Origin of the sequence: Enterobacter cloacae complex sp. P13B, assembly GCF_014895915.1 — a bacterium.
GTDB classification, from domain to species: domain Bacteria; phylum Pseudomonadota; class Gammaproteobacteria; order Enterobacterales; family Enterobacteriaceae; genus Enterobacter; species Enterobacter bugandensis.
The window spans coordinates 35,196-54,542 of record NZ_JADBQN010000008.1 but is presented as its reverse complement, the minus strand read 5'-3'; the positions used below and the strand labels follow the sequence as shown (position 1 = coordinate 54,542).

Genomic DNA, 19,347 nt, shown 5'->3' with positions numbered 1-19,347 from the left:
TGCTTTGCAGAAATAAAAAAAGGCCGCGCTTGCGGCCTTTTTTTATGGCTTAACGCCGGTCCAGGGAAATGGCCCCCGGTCCCACAATCGCCAGCAAAATAAACGCGCCAGCAATACTGACGTTCTTGTAGAAATTAATCATATTCGGCACAACCGCATCTCCGGTCATATCCCAGTAGTGGTGACCGATAATCGCCGTGCCCAGCGTATAGAAGACAAAGAGCACCGCGAGGGGGCGGGTGAAAAAGCCGAGCACGATCAGGATAGCGGCGGGAACCTCCATTACTACGGCGATAATGGCCGCCAGCATCGGCATGGGGGCACCGAGCGACGTCATATACTGAACGGTGCCGCTAAACCCCGTCAGCTTGGGATAGCCAAAAATAATAAACAGGACAACGATGGCAATACGGGCAATCAATAGCAGGAAGGAGCGTGAGGAGCCGAAATCGAAATAACGTAAGCTGTTCATGGCAAACGACCTCTTCAGGCGATGTCTTTTAAACGTAATACAATTTTGCCGCTCACGCCATACGCCGACCGGCTGTCCAGGACGTTAATTTATCGTTAATTTATAGCGCGCTAACGACTTGCTAAAGTGCAGGATAAACGCCAGACTATCGCCTCCATTTCGGGAGGGATTCATGGTCTTGCATTCCACGCGCTGGCTGGCGCTCAGCTACTTCACCTACTTCTTTAGCTACGGTATTTTTCTGCCTTTCTGGAGCGTCTGGCTCAAGGGAATTGGTTTGACGCCAGAAACCATCGGCATCCTGCTGGGCGCGGGGCTGGTGGCGCGTTTCCTCGGAAGCCTGCTGATTGCCCCCCGCGTCAGCGATCCCTCCTTACTGATTAAAGCGGTGCGCATTCTGGCCCTGCTGACGCTGGTCTTCGCGGCCTGCTTCTGGGTCAGCCATCAGTTTGCCTGGCTGATGGTGGTGATGGTTGGCTTTAATCTGTTCTTCTCCCCGCTGGTACCCCTGACGGATGCCCTGGCGAACACCTGGCAAAAGCAGATCACCATGGACTATGGTCGCGTGCGCCTCTGGGGCTCGATTGCGTTTGTGATTGGCTCTGCGCTGGTGGGGAAACTGGTCAGCCTTTACGACTACCGCGCGATTCTGGCGCTGCTGAGTATCGGTATTGCCTCGATGCTGCTGGGCATGCTGCTGCGCCCGTCGGTGATGCCGCAAGGGGAGAGTCGCCATCAGGAGAGCGCCGGCTGGCCCGCCTGGCGGAGCCTGGTGGCCCAGAGTTGGCGTTTTCTGGCGTGCGTCTGTCTGCTTCAGGGGGCGCATGCAGCGTACTATGGCTTCAGCGCCATCTACTGGCAGGGGGCGGGCTACTCGGCCTCTGCGGTCGGTTACCTGTGGTCGCTGGGGGTGGTGGCAGAAGTCATTATTTTCGCCCTGAGCAAAAAGCTGTTCCGCCGCTTCGGCGCGCGCGATCTGCTGCTGCTTTCCGCGGTCTGCGGCGTGGCGCGCTGGGGGATTATGGGCTGGACGACCGAACTGCCGTGGCTGATTATGGCGCAGATCCTTCACTGCGGCACCTTCACCGTGTGCCACCTGGCGGCGATGCGCTATATCGCGGCGCGCGAGGGCGGGGACGTGATCCGTCTGCAGGCGGTCTACTCTGCGGTGGCGATGGGCGGCAGCATTGCGGTGATGACGGTCTTTGCGGGCTTTCTGTATCAGCATCTGGGACACGGCGTGTTCTGGGTCATGGCGCTGGTGGCGCTCCCGGCGATGTTTGTTCGACCGAAAGTGGCCGCACGGGCATAGCTACGATTCCAGCATGGCGCGAATATGTTCCTGCTGCTGCGTGTTAAGTGATTCAACCGCGTGGATCAGCGGCGGCGAGAACAGCGGCAGCACGGTAGGATAGGGGGTGACAACCAGCGCGGCTTCGCGCGGTGCCCCCTCTTTCTGGAACGCCTGCAGCGTCAGATAGCGAATGTTGAGCGGCAGCAGGGTTAATTCGCGCAGCTGCTGTTCAATCACCTCCTCACAGGATTTATCCTCCCCGGTCAGCAGCACTACCTGTTTTTCATGCAGATCGGTCTCCTGCATCAGCCAGGCGCCGAAAATAACCGCTACCAGCGCCATCTCTTCATCGGAGAACCGCAGCCCGAATTCGGCTTCCAGCTCAAAGAGTGCCTCTTTGGTGGTGCGTAACAGCCGGGGATAGAGACGGTGAATTTCCTCGGGCAGGCTATTGTCGATGCCGATCTCAAACAGCGAGCGGTCCAGCGCCTGAGCCAGATGGATATACAACTGATCGGTCAGCCCCTGCTCATCGCTGAAGTTCATCCCGGTCTGGGAGCGGAAACGGGCCACCATGCGCACAATGGCGCGGCGCAGGCGCTGATCCTGCTGGTGTTTATCAAGCACCGGATCGGGCGTGCGGAGCATCATAAACAGCAGCGCCAGAAACAGCTGCTCATCCACGTGCGCGCCCTGCGGCACGCGCCGCTTCCAGTGACGGACAATTTCCTGCGCCGTAAAATACTCTCCCCGCGACTGGGTCCAGCTGCGCTGCGCGTGGGAAAACTGCGGCGTATTCCCTAAGTGGTGCTGGATGAGGCAGTATTGCAAGTAGAGCTGTAAGAACTGGACGTCCCGGCATTCAAACTGACGCTGCAGCTTGCGTGAGCAGAAGCCGATCAGCGCCCGCAGATTAGCATCGTCGTAGAGCGGCCGCGCGATGCCGTGCTGTTTAAGCGCGGTTTTTAAGGCTGGGGTAAACTGGTGCGAGACAAACTGCGGACAAAGGCGGAGCGCCCTGCGCAGCCAGTGCAGCAGACATAAACGCTGATTCAGGGCAGTGCCTTCAATTCGGTAGCTGCCGTCATGGTGCGTGACGATATCCAGCCGGTGATAGCGCTGGATTTCATCGCGCGTCTCGGCTATATCTTGCCGTGCCATGACCTCGTCCACGCCGTTGGCAGCGATTATGCTCTGTGCGGTGACGGCAGCATCGGGCAGGTAAAGCATCAAAAGCACCTGGCAGCGGCGCTGCGAACTGGAAAGCACAGATGGAATTTCAAGCGTCGTCATCATCTGTCGGGTATCCAGTGTGAATGTTTGATAAGAATAGCTAAAGGATGGGCGCTGAAAAGCGCGCCGGCAGGCCTTTCACTCAGGATTGCTGGGGAACATCACAGAATTTTTGACGTGAGGAATTGATGCAGACAGTTAAACAAAATGCGATGGCGTTATTTTTGGCGGTTATCACCTTTACCGCCAGCGCACATCCTCACAGTTTTATCAGCCTGAAAACCGAGCTGGTCACCGACGGCACGCAGCTGAGCGGCCTGAAAATGCGCTGGACGATGGATGAAATCACCTCGGCGGATCTGCTTTATGATGCGGGTAACGCGAAGCCCGGAGACGAAATCTGGAAAAAGCTGGCGGCAGAAGTGATGGCCAACGTGCTCGGGCAGCACTACTTCACCGAGTTCTGGCATAACGGACAAAAGGTGAAGTTCCTCAATCGCCCGACAGAATACGGCATGTCCCGCGACGGACATCAGGCGGTGCTGACGTTCGTGCTTCCACTGGCGCATCCGCAGCCGCTGGCAGGACAAACCTATACGTTTTCTACCTTTGACCCAACGTACTACGTCGATATGAGCTACGCCGAGGACAGCGACGTGCAGCTTCCTGCGTCGTTGCAAAAAACCTGCAACATTACGGTTCACACCCCGAAGCCCAGCGAAGAGACGCTGAATTTTGCTGTCTCTCTTGATAAAGAGGATGCCCCACCGGAGGACATGGAACTGGGTAAACAGTTTGCGCAGAAGGTAACGTTACAATGTCAGTGATCTCCTCTCCGGTACGAAAGCCGCGCCGCTGGCTGCACCTCTGGCCGCTGGCGCTTTTTTTACTGCTCGCCGTTTGCGGTTCGCTCTGGCTGTGGCAGGCCTGGCCGCAGGTGATGATGAAAAGCATCATCTGGCAGCGTGAGGTCAACCAGCAGATGAGCGGGCTGCTGAAGGCGGTGGCGGAGAACCCGACCAAAGCGGGCGGTTCTCTGCTGGCGTTCAGCTTTATCTATGGCGTGCTGCACGCGCTGGGGCCGGGGCACGGCAAAATCGTCATCACCACCTGGCTTGCCACCCATCCGTCGAAGCTGAAATCAAGCATTGGCCTGACGCTGGCCTCTTCGCTGCTTCAGGGGGGCGTGGCGATTGCGCTGGTGGTGGTTGTGCTTTCGCTATTACAGCTTCCCGCGCGCCAGCTGCACCTGAGCAGCTTCTGGCTGGAGAAGGGCAGCTATGCGCTGGTCGGCTTGCTGGGGCTGATCCTCTGCTGGCGGGCACTGAAAAAGCTGCGCGCGCTGCTGCAAAAGCCCAAATTCAAAACTTTTACGCCGCACCACGTGCATGATGAGCACTGCGGCTGCGGGCATCAGCATCTGCCGACGCAGGAACAATTACAGAGCGGTGACGACTGGCGCGCGCGGCTGATGATAGTTCTCTCTATGGGGATGCGCCCGTGCTCGGGGGCAATCATGGTGCTGCTGTTCAGTAAAGTGATTGGCGTGTTCGGCTGGGGCATGCTCTCGGCGCTGGCGATGGCGGCAGGAACCTCTCTCACCATTTCGTCTTTGGCGTTGCTGGTTCACAGCTTCCGTCAGCTTGCGGTAAAACTCAGCGGCAATAAAACGCCGGTACTGTGGCGGCAGGTAGGATGGACAACGCTCGCGCTGGCGGGGGGAGTGATTCTGCTGGTGGCGGCGGTAACGATGTGGATGAGCGCGGCGCCGTTTAGCACCCTCTCCCCTTTGGGGAGAGGGCTGAGATGAGGAGATTAACGCTTCAGCGCATCGCTCAGCTCGTCACGCATGTTGGCCAGCATGGCTTTAACAACGCGTGGGTTACCCGCAACGATGTTGCCGGTGGTCATGTAGTTGTGGCCGCCGGTGAAGTCGCAAACAATCGCGCCTGCTTCACGTGCGATCAGCTCGCCCGCAGCGAAGTCCCACGGCTTCAGTGACAGTTCGAAGTAACCGTCAACGCGGCCGGTTGCCACGTAGGCCAGATCCAGCGCAGCAGAGCCGGTGCGACGGAAGTCTGCGCATTCGGTGAACAGCTTGCCCAGGATATTCATATAGGTGGTTGCGTGCTGCTTCGCCTTGAACGGGAAGCCGGTCGCCAGGATGGTGCCGTCCAGATCGCGTGCATTGCTGCAGCGCAGACGGTAGCCGTTCAGCTGTGCGCCCTGGCCGCGGGTCGCGGTGAACAGTTCGTTACGCATTGGATCGTAAACAACGGCGACTTCAGTACGGCCTTTAATGCGTACTGCGATTGACACAGAGAAGTGTGGCAGGCGTTTAACGAAGTTGGTGGTGCCATCCAGTGGATCGATAACCCATTGAACATCCTGATCGGTACCTTCATGTTCACCGCTTTCTTCGGTGATGATGGTGTGCTGCGGGTAAGATTTGCGGATCGTTTCGATAATAATCGCTTCTGCGGCTTTATCGACGTTAGTCACGAAATCATTGCTGCCTTTCTGGCTGGTTTCTACGGAGTCTGGCGTTTCGTAGTGTTTGGCAATTACATTACCCGCCTTGCGCGCTGCGCGCACGGCGATGGTCAGCATCGGATGCATCGGTCTCTCTCACTGGATGTTAAAGAACAGGAAAATCGGCGCAGAGTATAGCAGCGGGATCGGATTATGTCTCCCGTTTATGATAATATGCCCGAATATTCTTCAGACACTGAACCCAGACATCTAAAAATTATGCTGCAAAACATTCGAATCGTGCTGGTCGAAACATCGCACACCGGCAACATGGGCTCCGTTGCCCGCGCTATGAAAACCATGGGCTTAACGAACCTGTGGCTGGTTAATCCGCTGGTGAAACCAGACTCTCAGGCTATCGCCCTGGCGGCCGGGGCCAGCGACGTGATCGGTAATGCGCAGATCGTTGATACCCTCGACGAAGCGCTGGCCGGCTGCAGCCTCGTTGTCGGCACCAGCGCGCGCTCACGCACGCTGCCGTGGCCGATGCTGGATCCGCGTGAATGCGGCCTGAAAAGCGTCTCAGAAGCAGAGCAGGCGCCGGTTGCGCTGGTGTTTGGCCGCGAGCGCGTTGGCCTGACCAACGACGAACTGCAGAAGTGCCACTACCACGTGGCGATTGCCGCCAACCCGGAATACAGCTCGCTGAACCTGGCAATGGCGGTGCAGGTTATCGCTTACGAGGTGCGTATGGCGTGGCTGGCGACGCAGGAGAAGCAGGCAGAACCGAAAGAAGAGACGGCCTACCCGCTGGTGGACGACCTTGAGCGTTTCTACGGTCACCTGGAGCAGACGCTGCTCGCTACCGGCTTCATCCGTGAAGGCCACCCTGGCCAGGTGATGAATAAGCTGCGCCGCATGTTTACCCGAGCGCGTCCGGAAAGCCAGGAGCTGAACATCCTGCGCGGAATTCTGGCGTCGATTGAGCAGAAGAATAAAGAGTAGTGCCGATTTCCCCCTCTCCCCGTGGGAGAGGGTTGGGGTGAGGGCATCAGGCCGCACCTATATTATGAAGGCACAGAAGGTTAAATACCTGACTAAAACAGTCAAGTAAATAGTTGACCATTTTAGTCAGGAATGTCAGACTTGGCCCTGCTATGCAATACCCCCATTTTACAATAAAAAACCCCGGGCAGGGGCGAGTTTGAGGTTAAGTAAGACATGAGACTGACATCTAAAGGGCGTTATGCCGTGACCGCGATGCTGGACGTTGCGCTCAACTCCGAAGCGGGCCCGGTTCCGTTGGCTGATATTTCTGAACGACAAGGGATCTCCCTCTCTTACCTGGAACAGCTGTTCTCCAGACTGCGTAAAAATGGACTGGTGTCCAGCGTTCGTGGCCCGGGTGGCGGTTATCTGCTGGGTAAAGACGCGGGCAGTATTGCGGTTGGCGAAGTGATTAGCGCGGTGGATGAATCCGTTGACGCAACCCGTTGCCAGGGTAAAGGCGGCTGCCAGGGTGGCGATAAGTGCCTGACCCACGCGCTGTGGCGCGATCTGAGCGACCGTCTGACCGGCTTCCTGAACAACATCACCCTCGGTGAACTGGTCAATAACCAGGAAGTTCTGGACGTATCAGGCCGTCAGCACAGCCATGATTCACAACGCAGCACCCGCGCGCAGGACGCTATCGACGTCAAATTACGCGCGTAATAAAACGATAAGTATTTCAGAATCAGGCCGGGGTGGTCACACCCCGCGTACTCGGTCGTACATCCAGCCGGTTGCCTGATTCCTTGCATTGAAGCGATGTACGGAGTTTATAGAGCAATGAAATTACCGATTTATCTCGACTACTCCGCAACCACGCCGGTGGACCCGCGTGTTGCCGAGAAAATGATGCAGTGTCTGACCCTGGACGGAAACTTTGGTAACCCAGCTTCCCGTTCACACCGTTTTGGCTGGCATGCTGAAGAGGCGGTGGATATCGCCCGTAATCAGATTGCTGACCTGGTGGGTGCCGACCCGCGTGAGATTGTTTTCACCTCCGGTGCGACCGAATCCGACAACCTGGCGATCAAAGGTGCAGCCAACTTTTATCAGAAAAAAGGCAAGCACATCATCACCAGCAAAACCGAACACAAAGCCGTGCTGGACACCTGCCGCCAGCTGGAGCGTGAAGGTTTCGAAGTGACCTATCTGGCGCCGCAGAGCAACGGTATTATTGACCTGAAAGAGCTCGAAGCGGCGATGCGTGACGACACCATCCTGGTCTCCATCATGCACGTTAACAACGAAATCGGCGTCGTTCAGGACATCGCCACCATCGGCGAAATGTGCCGCGCGCGCGGTATCATCTACCACGTGGACGCGACCCAGAGCGTGGGCAAACTGCCTATCGACCTGAGCCAGCTGAAAGTAGACCTGATGTCCTTCTCCGGCCACAAAATCTATGGCCCGAAAGGGATCGGCGCGCTGTACGTTCGTCGTAAGCCACGTATCCGCATCGAAGCACAGATGCACGGCGGCGGTCACGAGCGCGGCATGCGTTCCGGTACGCTGCCTGTTCACCAGATCGTGGGCATGGGCGAAGCGTACCGCATTGCGAAAGAAGAGATGGAAACCGAGATGGCACGCCTGCGCACGCTGCGTAACCGTCTGTGGGACGGCGTGAAAGATATGGAAGAAGTGTATCTGAACGGCGATCTCGAGCAGGGCGCGCCGAACATCCTCAACGTCAGCTTCAACTATGTTGAAGGCGAATCGCTGATCATGGCGCTGAAAGACCTGGCCGTTTCTTCCGGTTCTGCCTGTACGTCTGCAAGCCTGGAGCCATCCTACGTGCTGCGCGCGCTGGGTATGACTGACGAGCTGGCACACAGCTCTATCCGTTTCTCTTTAGGTCGTTTCACTACCGAAGAAGAGATTGACTACACCATCAAGCTGGTTCGTAACTCCATTGGCCGTCTGCGCGACCTTTCTCCACTGTGGGAAATGTTCAAGCAGGGCGTGGATCTGAACAGCATTGAATGGTCACATCACTAATCGGTATATAAGGAGAATTCAATCATGGCATACAGCGAAAAAGTTATCGATCATTACGAGAACCCGCGCAACGTTGGCTCTTTTGACAACAGCGATGAATCTGTCGGTAGCGGCATGGTTGGTGCGCCGGCGTGTGGCGACGTAATGAAGTTGCAGATTAAAGTCAACAATGAAGGTATCATTGAAGACGCGCGCTTCAAGACCTACGGCTGCGGTTCTGCAATTGCGTCCAGCTCCCTGGTCACCGAGTGGGTGAAGGGCAAGTCTCTGGACGAAGCACAGGCAATCAAGAACACGGATATTGCTGAAGAACTCGAACTGCCGCCGGTGAAAATTCACTGTTCAATTCTGGCAGAAGACGCGATCAAAGCCGCCATTGCGGATTACAAAAGCAAACGTGAAGCAAAATAATTGAGGTTTGAGTATGTCGATTACCCTTAGCGACAGCGCTGCCGCGCGAGTAAGCTCTTTTCTGGCGAACCGTGGTAAAGGCTTTGGCCTGCGACTGGGCGTACGTACCTCCGGCTGTTCTGGTATGGCTTACGTACTGGAGTTTGTTGACGAGCCGGCGTCTGATGACACCGTGTTTGAAGACAAGGGCGTGAAGGTGGTGGTCGATGGCAAAAGCCTGCAATTTCTCAACGGCACTCAGCTGGACTTCGTAAAAGAAGGCCTGAACGAAGGGTTCAAATTCACGAACCCGAACGTCAAAGACGAGTGTGGTTGCGGCGAAAGCTTCCACGTTTAACCGCGCGTCATCCGAAACCCCACCGTGGCTTTGCTGCGCGTGGGGTTTGTTCTAACAGGCTACCCCTGAGATTGTTATGGATTACTTCACTCTCTTCGGACTACCCGCTCAATACCCGATCGATCTTCAGGCGCTGACGGTCCGTTTTCAGGATCTGCAGCGTCAGTATCATCCGGATAAATTCGCCAGCGGGACGCAGGCAGAGCAGCTGGCTGCGGTATCGCACTCCGCGACTATCAACCAGGCCTGGCAGACGCTGCGCCATCCGCTGGCGCGTGCAGAATATCTGCTCTCGCTCCACGGCTTTGATCTGGCGAGCGAACAGCACACCGTGCGCGACACCGCGTTTCTGATGGAACAGCTGGAGCTGCGCGAAGAGCTGGATGAGATTGAACAGGCCAAAGACGAAGCGCGTCTGGAACGTTTTATCACGCGCGTGAAGGGCATGTTCGATACCCGCCATCAGCAGATGGTGGAGCAACTGAACAACGAGACCTGGGACGTGGCGGCAGACACTGTGCGCAAACTCCGTTTTCTCGATAAACTGCGAAGCAGCGCTGAACAACTCGAAGAAAAGCTGCTCGATTTTTAATTTCGGAAGCAATTATGGCCTTATTACAAATTAGTGAGCCTGGCTTAAGCGCCGCACCGCACCAGCGTCGTCTGGCGGTCGGTATTGACCTGGGCACCACCAATTCCCTCGTGGCGACCGTGCGCAGCGGCCAGGCGGAAACGCTGGCCGACGAGCAGGGCCGCCATCTGCTGCCTTCCGTGGTCCACTACCAGCAGCAGGGTCACGCGGTCGGCTATGACGCCCGCGCCAACGCCGCGCGCGATCCGGCCAACACCATCAGCTCCGTAAAGCGCATGATGGGCCGCTCGCTGGCTGATATCCAGACCCGCTACCCGCACCTGCCGTATCAGCTGCAGGCCAGTGAAAACGGTCTGCCGATGATTGCCACGGCGGCCGGTTTGCTGAACCCAATTCGTGTTTCCGCTGATATCCTCAAAGCGCTGGCGGCGCGCGCGACGGCGACGCTTGGCGGCGATCTGGACGGCGTAGTGATCACCGTTCCGGCCTATTTTGACGACGCACAGCGACAGGGCACCAAAGACGCCGCGCGTCTGGCGGGCCTGCACGTGCTGCGCCTGTTGAACGAACCGACGGCGGCGGCGATTGCCTACGGCCTCGACTCCGGTCAGGAAGGGGTAATTGCGGTCTACGATCTGGGCGGCGGCACCTTTGATATTTCTATCCTGCGCCTGAGCCGCGGCGTGTTTGAAGTGCTGGCGACAGGCGGGGATTCCGCGCTCGGCGGCGATGATTTCGACCATCTGCTGGCGGACTACATCCGCGAGCAGGCGGGCATCAGCGATCGCAGCGATGCGCGCGTTCAGCGCGAACTGCTGGATGCAGCCATCGACGCCAAAATTGCGCTGAGCGATGCGCAGTCGGTCAGCGTTAATGTTGCAGGCTGGCAGGGTGAAATCACCCGCGACCAGTTCAGCGAGCTGATTGCGCCTCTGGTTAAACGCACCCTGCTGGCCTGCCGTCGCGCATTGAAGGATGCGGGCGTGGAGGCTGACGAGGTGCTGGAAGTGGTCATGGTGGGCGGCTCAACGCGCGTGCCGCTGGTGCGCGAGCGCGTGGGCGAATTCTTTGGCCGCACGCCGCTGACCTCCATCGACCCGGACAAAGTGGTTGCCGTCGGCGCCGCTATCCAGGCCGATATTCTGGTTGGCAACAAGCCGGACAGTGAAATGCTGCTGCTGGACGTCATCCCGCTGTCTCTCGGTTTAGAAACCATGGGCGGCCTGGTGGAGAAAGTGATCCCGCGTAACACCACCATTCCGGTGGCGCGTGCGCAGGAGTTCACCACCTTCAAAGACGGCCAGACCGCGATGTCCATCCACGTGATGCAGGGCGAGCGCGAACTGGTGCAGGACTGCCGCTCTCTGGCGCGCTTTGCGCTGCGCGGCATCCCGGCGCTGCCAGCTGGCGGGGCGCATATTCGCGTGACCTTCCAGGTAGATGCGGACGGCCTGCTGAGCGTCACGGCGATGGAAAAATCGACCGGCGTGGAGTCGTCCATCCAGGTGAAGCCGTCCTACGGCCTGACCGATGGCGAAATCGCCTCCATGATCCAGGATTCAATGAGCTACGCCGAGCAGGATGTGAAGGCGCGTATGCTGGCTGAACAGAAAGTTGAAGCCGCACGTGTGCTGGAAAGTCTGAACGGGGCGCTCGCTGCCGATGCCGCGCTGTTAAGCGCCGCCGAGCGTCAGGTGATTGACGAGGCTGCCGCGCGCTTACGCGCAGTCGCCGAAGGCAATGACGCTGACGCAATAGAAGAAGCCATTAAAAACGTTGATAAACAAACCCAGGACTTCGCTGCTCGCCGCATGGACAAATCTGTCCGCGTCGCGCTGAAAGGCCAGTCCGTGGACGAGGTTTAATATGCCAAAGATTGTTATTTTGCCTCATGCGGACCTCTGTCCGGATGGCGCTGTTCTGGAAGCGAAGACCGGTGAAACCATTCTCGATGTTGCCCTGCGTGCAGGTATCGAAGTGGAACACGCCTGTGAAAAATCCTGTGCCTGCACCACCTGCCACTGCATCGTGCGTGAAGGTTTTGACTCTCTCGCCGAGAGCACCGAAGACGAAGACGACATGCTGGATAAAGCATGGGGTCTGGAGCCAGACAGCCGCCTGAGCTGCCAGGCCGCGGTGACCGATGAAGATCTGGTCGTGGAATTCCCACGCTACACCATCAACCACGCACGCGAGCATTAATATGGGACTGAAGTGGACAGACAGCCGTGAAATCGGTGAAGCGCTCTACGACGCGAACCCGGATCTCGATCCCAAAACCGTACGATTCACCGACATGCACCAGTGGATCTGCGATTTAGAGGATTTCGACGACGATCCAAACGCATCCAATGAAAAAATTCTGGAGGCGATTCTGTTAGTCTGGTTAGATGAAGCAGAGTAAATCACTTAACGGGCTGCCTTCAGGCGGCCCGTTTGCTAATAAGGATAAATAAAATGACCGAAGCGATGAAGATTACGCTCTCTACGCAGCCCGCCGACGCGCGCTGGGGCGAGAAAGCCAGCTACAGCATCAACAACGACGGTATCACCCTGCACCTGACGGGCAAAGATGATTTAGGTCTGATCCAGCGCGCCGCGCGTAAAATTGACGGCCTGGGCATTAAGCATGTCTCGCTGGAAGGCGAAGGTTGGGATACTGACCGCAGCTGGGCGTTCTGGGCGGGCTACAAAGGCCCGAAAGGCACCCGTAAAATTGAGTGGGCGAACCTCGATGAAGCCGGTCAGAAAGAACTGGAAAGCCGCCTGAAAATTATCGACTGGGTGCGCGATACCATTAACGCCCCTGCGGAGGAGTTAGGCCCTGAGCAACTGGCGCAGCGCGCCGTTGACCTGCTGTGCGGCGTGGCGGGGGATAACATGTCCTACCGCATCACCAAGGGTGAAGATCTGCGCGAGCAGAACTACATGGGCATCCACACCGTGGGCCGTGGTTCTGAGCGTCCTCCGGTCCTGCTGGCGCTGGATTACAACCCAACCGGCGATAAAGAAGCGCCTGTCTTTGCCTGCCTGGTCGGTAAAGGTATCACCTTCGACACCGGCGGCTACAGCCTGAAGCAAAGTGCGTTCATGGATTCCATGAAGTCCGACATGGGCGGCGCGGCAACCATCACCGGCGCGCTGGCATTCGCCATCACCCGCGGTCTGAACAAGCGCGTGAAGCTCTACCTGTGTTGCGCGGACAACATGGTGAGCGGCAACGCCTTCAAGCTGGGCGACATCATTCGCTACCGCAACGGTAAAAATGTCGAAGTGATGAACACCGATGCCGAAGGCCGTCTGGTGCTGGCCGATGGCCTCATCGACGCCTCTGCCCAGAAGCCAGAGCTGATTATCGACATGGCGACCCTGACCGGCGCGGCGAAAACCGCCCTGGGCAACGACTACCACGCGCTGTTCAGCTTTGACGACAAGCTGGCCGCTCGCCTGCTGGCAAGCGCGGCTGCGGAAAACGAACCGTTCTGGCGTCTGCCGCTGGCCGAGTTCCACCGCAGCCAGCTGCCGTCTAACTTTGCCGAGCTGAACAACACCGCGAGCGCGGCGTACCCGGCGGGGGCAAGCACCGCAGCGGGCTTCCTGTCTCACTTCGTTGAGAACTATCATGAAGGCTGGCTGCACATCGACTGCTCCGCAACCTACCGTAAGGCGGCAGTTGAGCAGTGGTCCGCGGGTGCGACCGGTCTGGGCGTGCGTACCGTGGCGAACCTGCTGACGGCTGAGTGATCTTTTTTGCCCGGCGGCGCTGCGCTTGCACGGGCCTGTGGTTTTGTAGGCCGGGTAAGCAAAGCGCCACCCGGCGTTTATTGAAGTAGCCAAACTATGTCAGATACCAAAAACGAATTAGAAACCCTGCTGGAACAGGCGGCGACCGAGCCCGCCCACCGTCCGGCATTTTTCCGCACGCTGCTGGAATCCACCGTCTGGGTACCGGGCACCGCGGCGGAAGGTGAGCAGGTTGTCGAAGACAGCGCGCTGGATCTGCTGCACTGGGAGAAAGATGACGGCACGTCGGTGATCCCGTTCTTCACTTCATTGGAAGCGTTGCAGGAAGCGGTAGAAGATGAACAGGCGTTCGTGGTGATGCCGGTGCGCACGCTGTTCGAAATGACGCTGGGCCAGACGCTGTTCCTTAACGCTAAGCTGCCAACCGGGAAAGAGTTCACCCCGCGCGAGATCAGCCATCTGATTGGTGAAGAGGGTAACCCGCTTAGCACCCAGGAGGTGCTGGAAGGGGGCGAAACGCTGCTGCTGTCTGAGGTGGCCGAGCCGCCTGCGCAGATGATCGATTCGCTGACGACGCTGTTCAAAACGCTCAAGCCCGTCAGGCGCGCGTTTCTCTGCTCCATTAAAGAGCGCGCGGACGAAAAGCCGGTGCTGTTGATCGGTATTGAAGCCGATGGCGATTTCGACGAGATCGTTCAGGCGGCGGGCAGCGTGGCGACAGACACGCTACCGGGCGATGAGCCGATTGATATCTGTCAGGTGAAAAACGGTGAGAAGGGCATCAGCCACTTCATCACCGAGCACATCACGCCGTTCTACGAGCGTCGCTGGGGCGGCTTCCTGCGCGATCTCAAGACCAACCGCATCATCTGATTACGGCGGGGTGAATGTCACCCCGTTGCCTCCAGCAGCAGTAAATCCATCAGCAGCACCAGATTCGACTCAAACGACGTCACGCCCGCGGCTTCGGCAGCGAAGTGCACCGCTTCGTCATACAGCGCAAAGTGCACGTCCGCCATGCCCGCCAGCGTATTGGCCGAGGCGCGGGTAAAGGCGACGACCGTCATGCCGACGTTTTTGGCAATCCGCGCCTTATCCAGCACCTGTTCCGTTTCGCCGCTGCGGGAGACGGCAATAAATACCTGATAACGCGCGGCGTTACTGAGAAAAATGTTTCGGCTGTCCCCCGGTCCGGAGATGAACGCCGTTTTGCCCAACACCTGCAGCTTCTTGGTCAGGTATTCGGCAAAGAGATAGGAAAACCCGGCCCCGTAGAGAAAAAAGCTCTCTTTCTGCCGCAGCAGGGCGGCGAACTGCTGGCGCTTCTCCTGCGTGATCCACTGGAAGGTGTGCTGATAGTTAGCGATAAACTGATTAAACAGCGCCGGGAGCTCAGGAAGGGATTGCGCCTGAGCGGCAATATGCGGCGTGTCGGAGAGCAGCTGCTTGCAGTGCCAGATAAACTCGCTAAAGCCGCTAAACCCCAGCTTCTGACACAGCCGCATAATGGTGGCGGTAGAAACAAACGTCGCCTGCGCCAGCTCGCGCACCGTAATGTTGCCCACCAGCAGCGGATGCTCCGTCAGGTGGGCGAGGACGCGATACTCCGCACGGGTCAGCGACGCCCCGCGCGTTAACAGCGTGGCCAGGCGGTTATCCATTATTTCGCCGGTTCAACTGGCAGGTCGTCACGCGCCCCCCATTCGCTCCAGGCGCCGTCGTAGAGCGTAACGTCGTTGACGCCGAGGGTGGCGAGCGCCAGGATCACCACGCAGGCCGTCACGCCGGAGCCGCAGCTGGCAATAATCGGGCGATGTAAATCCACGCCCGCGCGGTCAAAAATGGCACGCAGCTCGTCGGTAGTTTTCAGCTCGCCCTCAAACACCAGGTCGCCCCACGGCACGTTCAGCGCACCTGGAATATGGCCTCGTCTCAGCCCCGGACGTGGTTCATCCGCTTCAGCGTTAAAGCGTGGTGCAGGGCGTGCATCGACGATTTGCGCCGTCTTTTCATGGCTCGCGACCAGTACGTCGGTCAGGCGCTTCACCACGTTAGCGTCGAACGTCGCGTCGAACTCGCCTTCCGGCAGCGTCACGTCGCCCTGCTGGAGCGGCAGCTCGTCACGCTTCCAGCCCGCCAGACCGCCCGCCAGAATCGAGACTTTTTCCACGCCAAACTGTTTCAGCATCCACCATGCGCGCGGCGCGGAGAACAGATTGCCTTCATCGTAAACAACAAGATGTTTGTCTTTGCTGACGCCCAGCTCGCGCATCGCCACGGAAAACGCTTCCGGGCGCGGCAGCATGTGCGGCAGGGGAGAGGTATGATCGGAGAGGGCTTCAATATCAAAAAATACCGCGCCAGGCAGATGCCCGGCGCGGTATTCACCGGGAACGTCACGATGTTCCTGGCCCGGCGGGGCCATACGCGCGTCAATAATCTGGACTTCCGGATCGTCGCCGTGCTCAATCAGCCAGTCGGCGGCGACAAAATATGAGGTGGACATGGGTTGCCTCCATTCTTTTCCGTAAAAAAGGATTGTCGGTGTTTTTTCTGACACCGACAAGCAAACCACGTTCAACTCGCGAGCAAGCCCCTATTTTTTCACCGTTTCGCCGTCCTGCCAGGCTTTTTGCAGCGCAGGCCAGTAGTCGCGGTTGGCTTCTATCATCTCATCCAGAATCGCTTTTGCGTGCTCCATGGTGGGCACGGTGCGGTTGAGGGTGAACGCCTGAAGCGCTTTCTCATAGCTGCCTTCGATGGTCGCCTCTACCAGCAGCTGTTCAGACGCCAGCTGCTGTTGCAGCAGGGTCTGGTGGAACAGCGGTACCAGCCCCACGCGCACAGGCTCCGGCCCTTCGGAGGTGATGTAGGCGGGTACTTCCACCACCGCATCGTATGGCAGATTAGTAATCGCCCCGCGGTTCTCCACCATTACCAGATGGCGTTGGCGCAGGTTAAAGGCCAGCGAGCAGGCGACATCGACGATAAACTCGCCGTGAACGCCCACGTGGAAGGCATCCAGTAAAATCCCGGTGTGCTTGTACTCTTCAGCAGCAGCAAAAAGTTTTTTCTCACGCCCGTTCATCACTTCATTGGCGCGGGTATAGTCCGGGTTCTGATGCTCCACAATCTGGTTCGGCATCAGGTAGTACTGCAGGTACGGGTTAGGCAGGTACTCCGGGAAGTTATCCATAATCGGCTTGATGTTGCGCCAGGTTTTAACCCACGAAGGATCCGAGTGCTGCGGATCGGTTTTGGCCGCATCTTCCGTCAGCAGGCCAAACTTCGCGATATGTTTACGCAGCTCCGGTAATTTGTCCTCGCCGTCCACCAGCACGCGGGTAAACCAGCCGAAGTGGTTCAGGCCAAAGTAGTCCACCTCCAGTTTGCGACGATCGACACCCAGAATGGCCCCCATATTACGCATCGCCGCGACCGGCATATCGCAGATGTTCAGCACGCGAGCATTTGGTCGCAGGCGTCGCACGCCCTCCGCGACGATCGCCGCCGGGTTAGAGTAGTTCACGATCCAGGCTTTCTCATGCGCGTAGCGATCCACCAGATCGATAAGCTCGACCATCGGCAGGATCGTGCGCAGTCCGTAGGCCAGCCCGCCGGGGCCGCAGGTCTCCTGGCCGACCACGCCGTGACGCAGCGGGATCTTCTCATCCTGCTCACGCATTTTGTACTGGCCGACGCGCATCTGGGCGAAAACGAAATGCGCGCCGCTGAAGGCCACTTCCGGGTCACTGGTGACGGTAAATTTGATGCTCTGACTGTGGTCGCGAATCACTTTCTCAACCACCGGCGCAATGGTGTTCTGACGCGCCTCGTCGATGTCATAGAGGCGGATTTCGGCCAGCGGAAAATCCTGCAGGCGCACCATCAGGCTTTTCACAATACCCGGCGTGTAAGTGCTGCCGCCGCCGGCAATCGACAGAATGAATGGGGGTGTAAACATCTTTAGCTCCTTTCAGAGAAACGTCTCAACGGCTTCTCGCATTTTTTTGACGTGCAGCCCGTAGACCACCTGAACGTTGTTACCTTGTTTGATAACCCCTTTCGCGCCGGTCGCCTTCAGGCGCGGCTCGTCGATGATGGCAACATCCTTCACCGTGACGCGTAAGCGGGTGTAGCAGTTATCCACAACCTCAATATTTTCCCGGCCGCCCAGGCCCACCACGATGGACTCGCCCAGCCCGTCGTTATTGCCTTTCGCCTGGTATTCCTGCTTGCTGTAGAGGCGTGTCTCCTGATCTTCATCCTCACGGCCCGGCGTTTTCATGTTGAAACGCAGGATCAGGAAGCGGAACACCACGAAGTAGAGGGCAAATATGATCAGCCCAACCACGATGTACATCGGCCAGTTGGATTTCTCGGTGCCGAGCGGCAGGTTGTAGAGAATGAAATCGATAATCCCGTTGGCGCCGATGGCATGAACGCCCAGCAGCGAGAACAGCATCATGCCAATACCGGTCAGGACCGCATGCACCACGAACAGTAGCGGGGCGACGAACAGGAAGGAGAATTCAATCGGTTCGGTTACGCCGACCAGCAGCGAGGTCAGCGCCGCCGGGATCAGAATGGCTTTCGCAACGGCTTTACGCTCCGGCTTCGCGGTCATGTACATCGCCAGCGCGGCGGCGGGCAGGCCGAACATCTTGCTAATGCCGCGCGCGTCCCACACTACCGTGCTGCTGAGCTGCTTCACGTCCGGGCAGGCCATCTCGGCGAAGTAGATATTGCGCGCCCCCTGGTAAGCCGTGCCGCACACCTCCTGCGTGCCCCCCAGTTCGGTATACAGGAACGGCGTATAAACCAGATGGTGCAGGCCGGTCGGCACCAGAATGCGCTCAAGGAAACCGTAGATCGCCACCCCGAACGGGCCAGAGCCTTTAATTGCCAGCGCCAGGGCGCTAATGCCGTGCTGGGCAAACGGCCAGAGTTCGCTCATTACCACGCCGAGCAGCATAGAGACGGGCAACATGACAATCGCCACAAAACAGTGGCCGGAGTAAATCGCCATCGCGCCGTTAAACTGTACGCCGGAGTATTTGTTGTACAGATAACCGGAGAGTGCCCCGGTCAGGATCCCGGCGAAAACGCCCATCTCCAGCACCTGAACGCCCAGCACCATGCTTTGCCCGGCGGCTTTCATCTGCTCAGCAGGGGCAAGCTCGCCCTGCAGCTGCAGCGTCACGTTCATGGCGTTGATAAACACCACGAAAGTCACCAGACCAATCAGCGCCGCGTAGCCTTTATCGCGCGTCGCCAGACCAATCGGGATCCCGACGGCAAACACCAGCGCCAGGTTGACCAGCACCGACACGGCAGATTTGGCGATCAGCTGGCCGATACTCTGGATAAGCGGATGGCCAAGGAACGGCAGGTATTTGGCCAGGTTACCGTTGCCCAGCACATTGCCAAAGGCGATAAACAGACCGACAATCGGTAAGATAAGTACCGGTCCGTATAATGATTTTCCGAAATTTTGTAGGGCGTTCACGGCTCGTTTCATGGCTTTCTCTCTTTTTGAACCGCGCACTCGGGGTGCGTCATGGTCATAAAACTAGCAGGCTCTGAGCGAACATATCCAGCTATCTTCTTGTTTTAAAAACAAATGACGTAAAAGGTAACATGTGACGTTATGCGCTGTGATCGCGGTTCCATCACGGTGTAGCGGCGTGATGCCATTCTGCGAAGCGCTTTCCAGATTCTTAAATTGGACTTTTTGTATTAACGAA

The 19,347-nt window shown here is 57.9% G+C and carries 21 protein-coding genes; 14 read left to right on the top strand and 7 right to left on the bottom strand.

Features of this window, described 5'->3' with window-relative positions; genetic code table 11:
- Positions 1-49 precede the first annotated feature (49 nt).
- Positions 50-472 (bottom strand): DoxX family protein, encoded by a 423-nt coding sequence (locus IM273_RS04930; protein WP_028014082.1) that lies wholly within the window; start codon positions 470-472, stop codon positions 50-52.
- A gap of 172 nt (positions 473-644) precedes the next feature.
- Here IM273_RS04930 and IM273_RS04925 point away from each other — a divergent pair, with 172 nt between their 5' ends.
- Positions 645-1,784 (top strand): 3-phenylpropionate MFS transporter, encoded by a 1,140-nt coding sequence (locus IM273_RS04925; protein ID WP_028014081.1) that lies wholly within the window; start codon positions 645-647, stop codon positions 1,782-1,784.
- On the opposite strand, the gene csiE is transcribed toward IM273_RS04925, so the two are convergent.
- Complete coding sequence (gene csiE / locus IM273_RS04920; protein WP_063437742.1) at positions 1,785-3,062, bottom strand: stationary phase inducible protein CsiE; 1,278 nt, start codon at positions 3,060-3,062, stop codon at positions 1,785-1,787.
- 125 nt (positions 3,063-3,187) lie between these two features.
- Between csiE and IM273_RS04915 the strand changes: the two genes are divergently transcribed.
- Positions 3,188-3,826: a DUF1007 family protein gene (locus IM273_RS04915; protein ID WP_028014079.1), complete on the top strand. Its 639-nt coding sequence runs from the start codon at positions 3,188-3,190 to the stop codon at positions 3,824-3,826.
- Positions 3,817-4,809 (top strand): nickel/cobalt transporter, encoded by a 993-nt coding sequence (locus IM273_RS04910; RefSeq protein WP_193051253.1) that lies wholly within the window; start codon positions 3,817-3,819, stop codon positions 4,807-4,809. The genes IM273_RS04915 and IM273_RS04910 overlap by 10 nt, the downstream gene beginning before the upstream one ends.
- 5 nt (positions 4,810-4,814) lie before the next feature.
- On the opposite strand, the gene suhB is transcribed toward IM273_RS04910, so the two are convergent.
- Positions 4,815-5,618, bottom strand: coding sequence for an inositol-1-monophosphatase (suhB, locus tag IM273_RS04905; protein ID WP_028014077.1), 804 nt, complete (start codon positions 5,616-5,618; stop codon positions 4,815-4,817).
- Positions 5,619-5,750: 132 nt separating this feature from the next.
- Between suhB and trmJ the strand changes: the two genes are divergently transcribed.
- The 11 genes from trmJ to sseB all read left to right on the top strand — a co-directional run bounded on the left by trmJ (position 5,751) and on the right by sseB (position 14,473).
- A complete protein-coding gene (gene trmJ, locus IM273_RS04900; RefSeq protein ID WP_028014076.1) occupies positions 5,751-6,476 on the top strand; it encodes a tRNA (cytosine(32)/uridine(32)-2'-O)-methyltransferase TrmJ in 726 nt (241 codons plus the stop codon).
- Positions 6,477-6,692: 216 nt separating this feature from the next.
- Positions 6,693-7,184: a Fe-S cluster assembly transcriptional regulator IscR gene (gene iscR, locus IM273_RS04895; RefSeq protein WP_008502158.1), complete on the top strand. Its 492-nt coding sequence runs from the start codon at positions 6,693-6,695 to the stop codon at positions 7,182-7,184.
- A gap of 117 nt (positions 7,185-7,301) precedes the next feature.
- The gene (gene iscS / locus IM273_RS04890) at positions 7,302-8,516 is read left to right on the top strand and encodes a cysteine desulfurase (RefSeq protein WP_003860663.1); all 1,215 of its coding nucleotides are present in this window, start codon (positions 7,302-7,304) and stop codon (positions 8,514-8,516) included.
- A 24-nt stretch (positions 8,517-8,540) separates the two neighbouring features.
- Positions 8,541-8,927, top strand: a complete 387-nt coding sequence (gene iscU / locus IM273_RS04885; protein ID WP_003860661.1) for a Fe-S cluster assembly scaffold IscU — start codon at positions 8,541-8,543, stop codon at positions 8,925-8,927.
- 13 nt (positions 8,928-8,940) lie between these two features.
- A complete protein-coding gene (iscA, locus tag IM273_RS04880; RefSeq protein ID WP_003860659.1) occupies positions 8,941-9,264 on the top strand; it encodes an iron-sulfur cluster assembly protein IscA in 324 nt (107 codons plus the stop codon).
- Between the two features lie 76 nt (positions 9,265-9,340).
- Positions 9,341-9,856, top strand: coding sequence for a co-chaperone HscB (gene hscB, locus IM273_RS04875; protein ID WP_045260178.1), 516 nt, complete (start codon positions 9,341-9,343; stop codon positions 9,854-9,856).
- A 14-nt stretch (positions 9,857-9,870) separates the two neighbouring features.
- Positions 9,871-11,721, top strand: coding sequence for a Fe-S protein assembly chaperone HscA (gene hscA, locus IM273_RS04870; protein ID WP_059358590.1), 1,851 nt, complete (start codon positions 9,871-9,873; stop codon positions 11,719-11,721).
- Between the two features lies 1 nt (position 11,722).
- A complete protein-coding gene (gene fdx, locus IM273_RS04865; RefSeq protein WP_003860652.1) occupies positions 11,723-12,058 on the top strand; it encodes an ISC system 2Fe-2S type ferredoxin in 336 nt (111 codons plus the stop codon).
- A 1-nt stretch (position 12,059) separates the two neighbouring features.
- Positions 12,060-12,260: a Fe-S cluster assembly protein IscX gene (gene iscX / locus IM273_RS04860; protein WP_003860650.1), complete on the top strand. Its 201-nt coding sequence runs from the start codon at positions 12,060-12,062 to the stop codon at positions 12,258-12,260.
- Between the two features lie 53 nt (positions 12,261-12,313).
- Complete coding sequence (pepB, locus tag IM273_RS04855) at positions 12,314-13,600, top strand: aminopeptidase PepB (protein WP_041908707.1); 1,287 nt, start codon at positions 12,314-12,316, stop codon at positions 13,598-13,600.
- Between the two features lie 96 nt (positions 13,601-13,696).
- Positions 13,697-14,473, top strand: coding sequence for an enhanced serine sensitivity protein SseB (gene sseB / locus IM273_RS04850; protein ID WP_032648693.1), 777 nt, complete (start codon positions 13,697-13,699; stop codon positions 14,471-14,473).
- A gap of 17 nt (positions 14,474-14,490) precedes the next feature.
- Here the strand turns inward: sseB and IM273_RS04845 are convergent, their stop codons facing one another.
- The 4 genes from IM273_RS04845 to IM273_RS04830 all read right to left on the bottom strand — a co-directional run bounded on the left by IM273_RS04845 (position 14,491) and on the right by IM273_RS04830 (position 19,121).
- Entirely contained in the window at positions 14,491-15,261 is a 771-nt protein-coding gene (locus IM273_RS04845; RefSeq protein ID WP_126327205.1) for a MurR/RpiR family transcriptional regulator, read from the bottom strand.
- On the bottom strand, positions 15,261-16,106 hold the full coding sequence (sseA, locus tag IM273_RS04840) for a 3-mercaptopyruvate sulfurtransferase (protein WP_028014070.1): 846 nt from the start codon (positions 16,104-16,106) through the stop codon (positions 15,261-15,263). Before sseA ends, IM273_RS04845 begins: the two co-directional genes overlap by 1 nt.
- 90 nt (positions 16,107-16,196) lie before the next feature.
- Positions 16,197-17,564 carry a 6-phospho-alpha-glucosidase gene (locus tag IM273_RS04835; protein ID WP_193051251.1) on the bottom strand — a complete coding sequence of 456 codons (1,368 nt, stop codon included), beginning with the start codon at positions 17,562-17,564 and terminating at the stop codon, positions 16,197-16,199.
- A gap of 12 nt (positions 17,565-17,576) precedes the next feature.
- Positions 17,577-19,121 carry a PTS transporter subunit EIIC gene (locus IM273_RS04830; RefSeq protein ID WP_193051249.1) on the bottom strand — a complete coding sequence of 515 codons (1,545 nt, stop codon included), beginning with the start codon at positions 19,119-19,121 and terminating at the stop codon, positions 17,577-17,579.
- Positions 19,122-19,347: the final 226 nt, after the last annotated feature.

Bases quoted from the DNA above. Each gene is read 5' to 3' on its own strand.
- IM273_RS04910 (WP_193051253.1), top strand. From the start codon at position 3,817: ATGTCAGTGATCTCCTCTCCGGTACGAAAGCCGCGCCGCTGGCTGCAC.
- IM273_RS04845 (WP_126327205.1), bottom strand. From the start codon at position 15,261: ATGGATAACCGCCTGGCCACGCTGTTAACGCGCGGGGCGTCGCTGACC.
- sseB (WP_032648693.1), top strand. From the start codon at position 13,697: ATGTCAGATACCAAAAACGAATTAGAAACCCTGCTGGAACAGGCGGCG.
- csiE (WP_063437742.1), bottom strand. From the start codon at position 3,062: ATGATGACGACGCTTGAAATTCCATCTGTGCTTTCCAGTTCGCAGCGC.
- iscU (WP_003860661.1), top strand. From the start codon at position 8,541: ATGGCATACAGCGAAAAAGTTATCGATCATTACGAGAACCCGCGCAAC.
- sseA (WP_028014070.1), bottom strand. From the start codon at position 16,106: ATGTCCACCTCATATTTTGTCGCCGCCGACTGGCTGATTGAGCACGGC.
- hscA (WP_059358590.1), top strand. From the start codon at position 9,871: ATGGCCTTATTACAAATTAGTGAGCCTGGCTTAAGCGCCGCACCGCAC.
- trmJ (WP_028014076.1), top strand. From the start codon at position 5,751: ATGCTGCAAAACATTCGAATCGTGCTGGTCGAAACATCGCACACCGGC.
- iscS (WP_003860663.1), top strand. From the start codon at position 7,302: ATGAAATTACCGATTTATCTCGACTACTCCGCAACCACGCCGGTGGAC.
- IM273_RS04915 (WP_028014079.1), top strand. From the start codon at position 3,188: ATGCAGACAGTTAAACAAAATGCGATGGCGTTATTTTTGGCGGTTATC.
- hscB (WP_045260178.1), top strand. From the start codon at position 9,341: ATGGATTACTTCACTCTCTTCGGACTACCCGCTCAATACCCGATCGAT.
- IM273_RS04930 (WP_028014082.1), bottom strand. From the start codon at position 472: ATGAACAGCTTACGTTATTTCGATTTCGGCTCCTCACGCTCCTTCCTG.
- iscX (WP_003860650.1), top strand. From the start codon at position 12,060: ATGGGACTGAAGTGGACAGACAGCCGTGAAATCGGTGAAGCGCTCTAC.
- IM273_RS04925 (WP_028014081.1), top strand. From the start codon at position 645: ATGGTCTTGCATTCCACGCGCTGGCTGGCGCTCAGCTACTTCACCTAC.
- pepB (WP_041908707.1), top strand. From the start codon at position 12,314: ATGACCGAAGCGATGAAGATTACGCTCTCTACGCAGCCCGCCGACGCG.
- suhB (WP_028014077.1), bottom strand. From the start codon at position 5,618: ATGCATCCGATGCTGACCATCGCCGTGCGCGCAGCGCGCAAGGCGGGT.
- fdx (WP_003860652.1), top strand. From the start codon at position 11,723: ATGCCAAAGATTGTTATTTTGCCTCATGCGGACCTCTGTCCGGATGGC.
- IM273_RS04830 (WP_193051249.1), bottom strand. From the start codon at position 19,121: ATGAAACGAGCCGTGAACGCCCTACAAAATTTCGGAAAATCATTATAC.
- iscA (WP_003860659.1), top strand. From the start codon at position 8,941: ATGTCGATTACCCTTAGCGACAGCGCTGCCGCGCGAGTAAGCTCTTTT.
- iscR (WP_008502158.1), top strand. From the start codon at position 6,693: ATGAGACTGACATCTAAAGGGCGTTATGCCGTGACCGCGATGCTGGAC.
- IM273_RS04835 (WP_193051251.1), bottom strand. From the start codon at position 17,564: ATGTTTACACCCCCATTCATTCTGTCGATTGCCGGCGGCGGCAGCACT.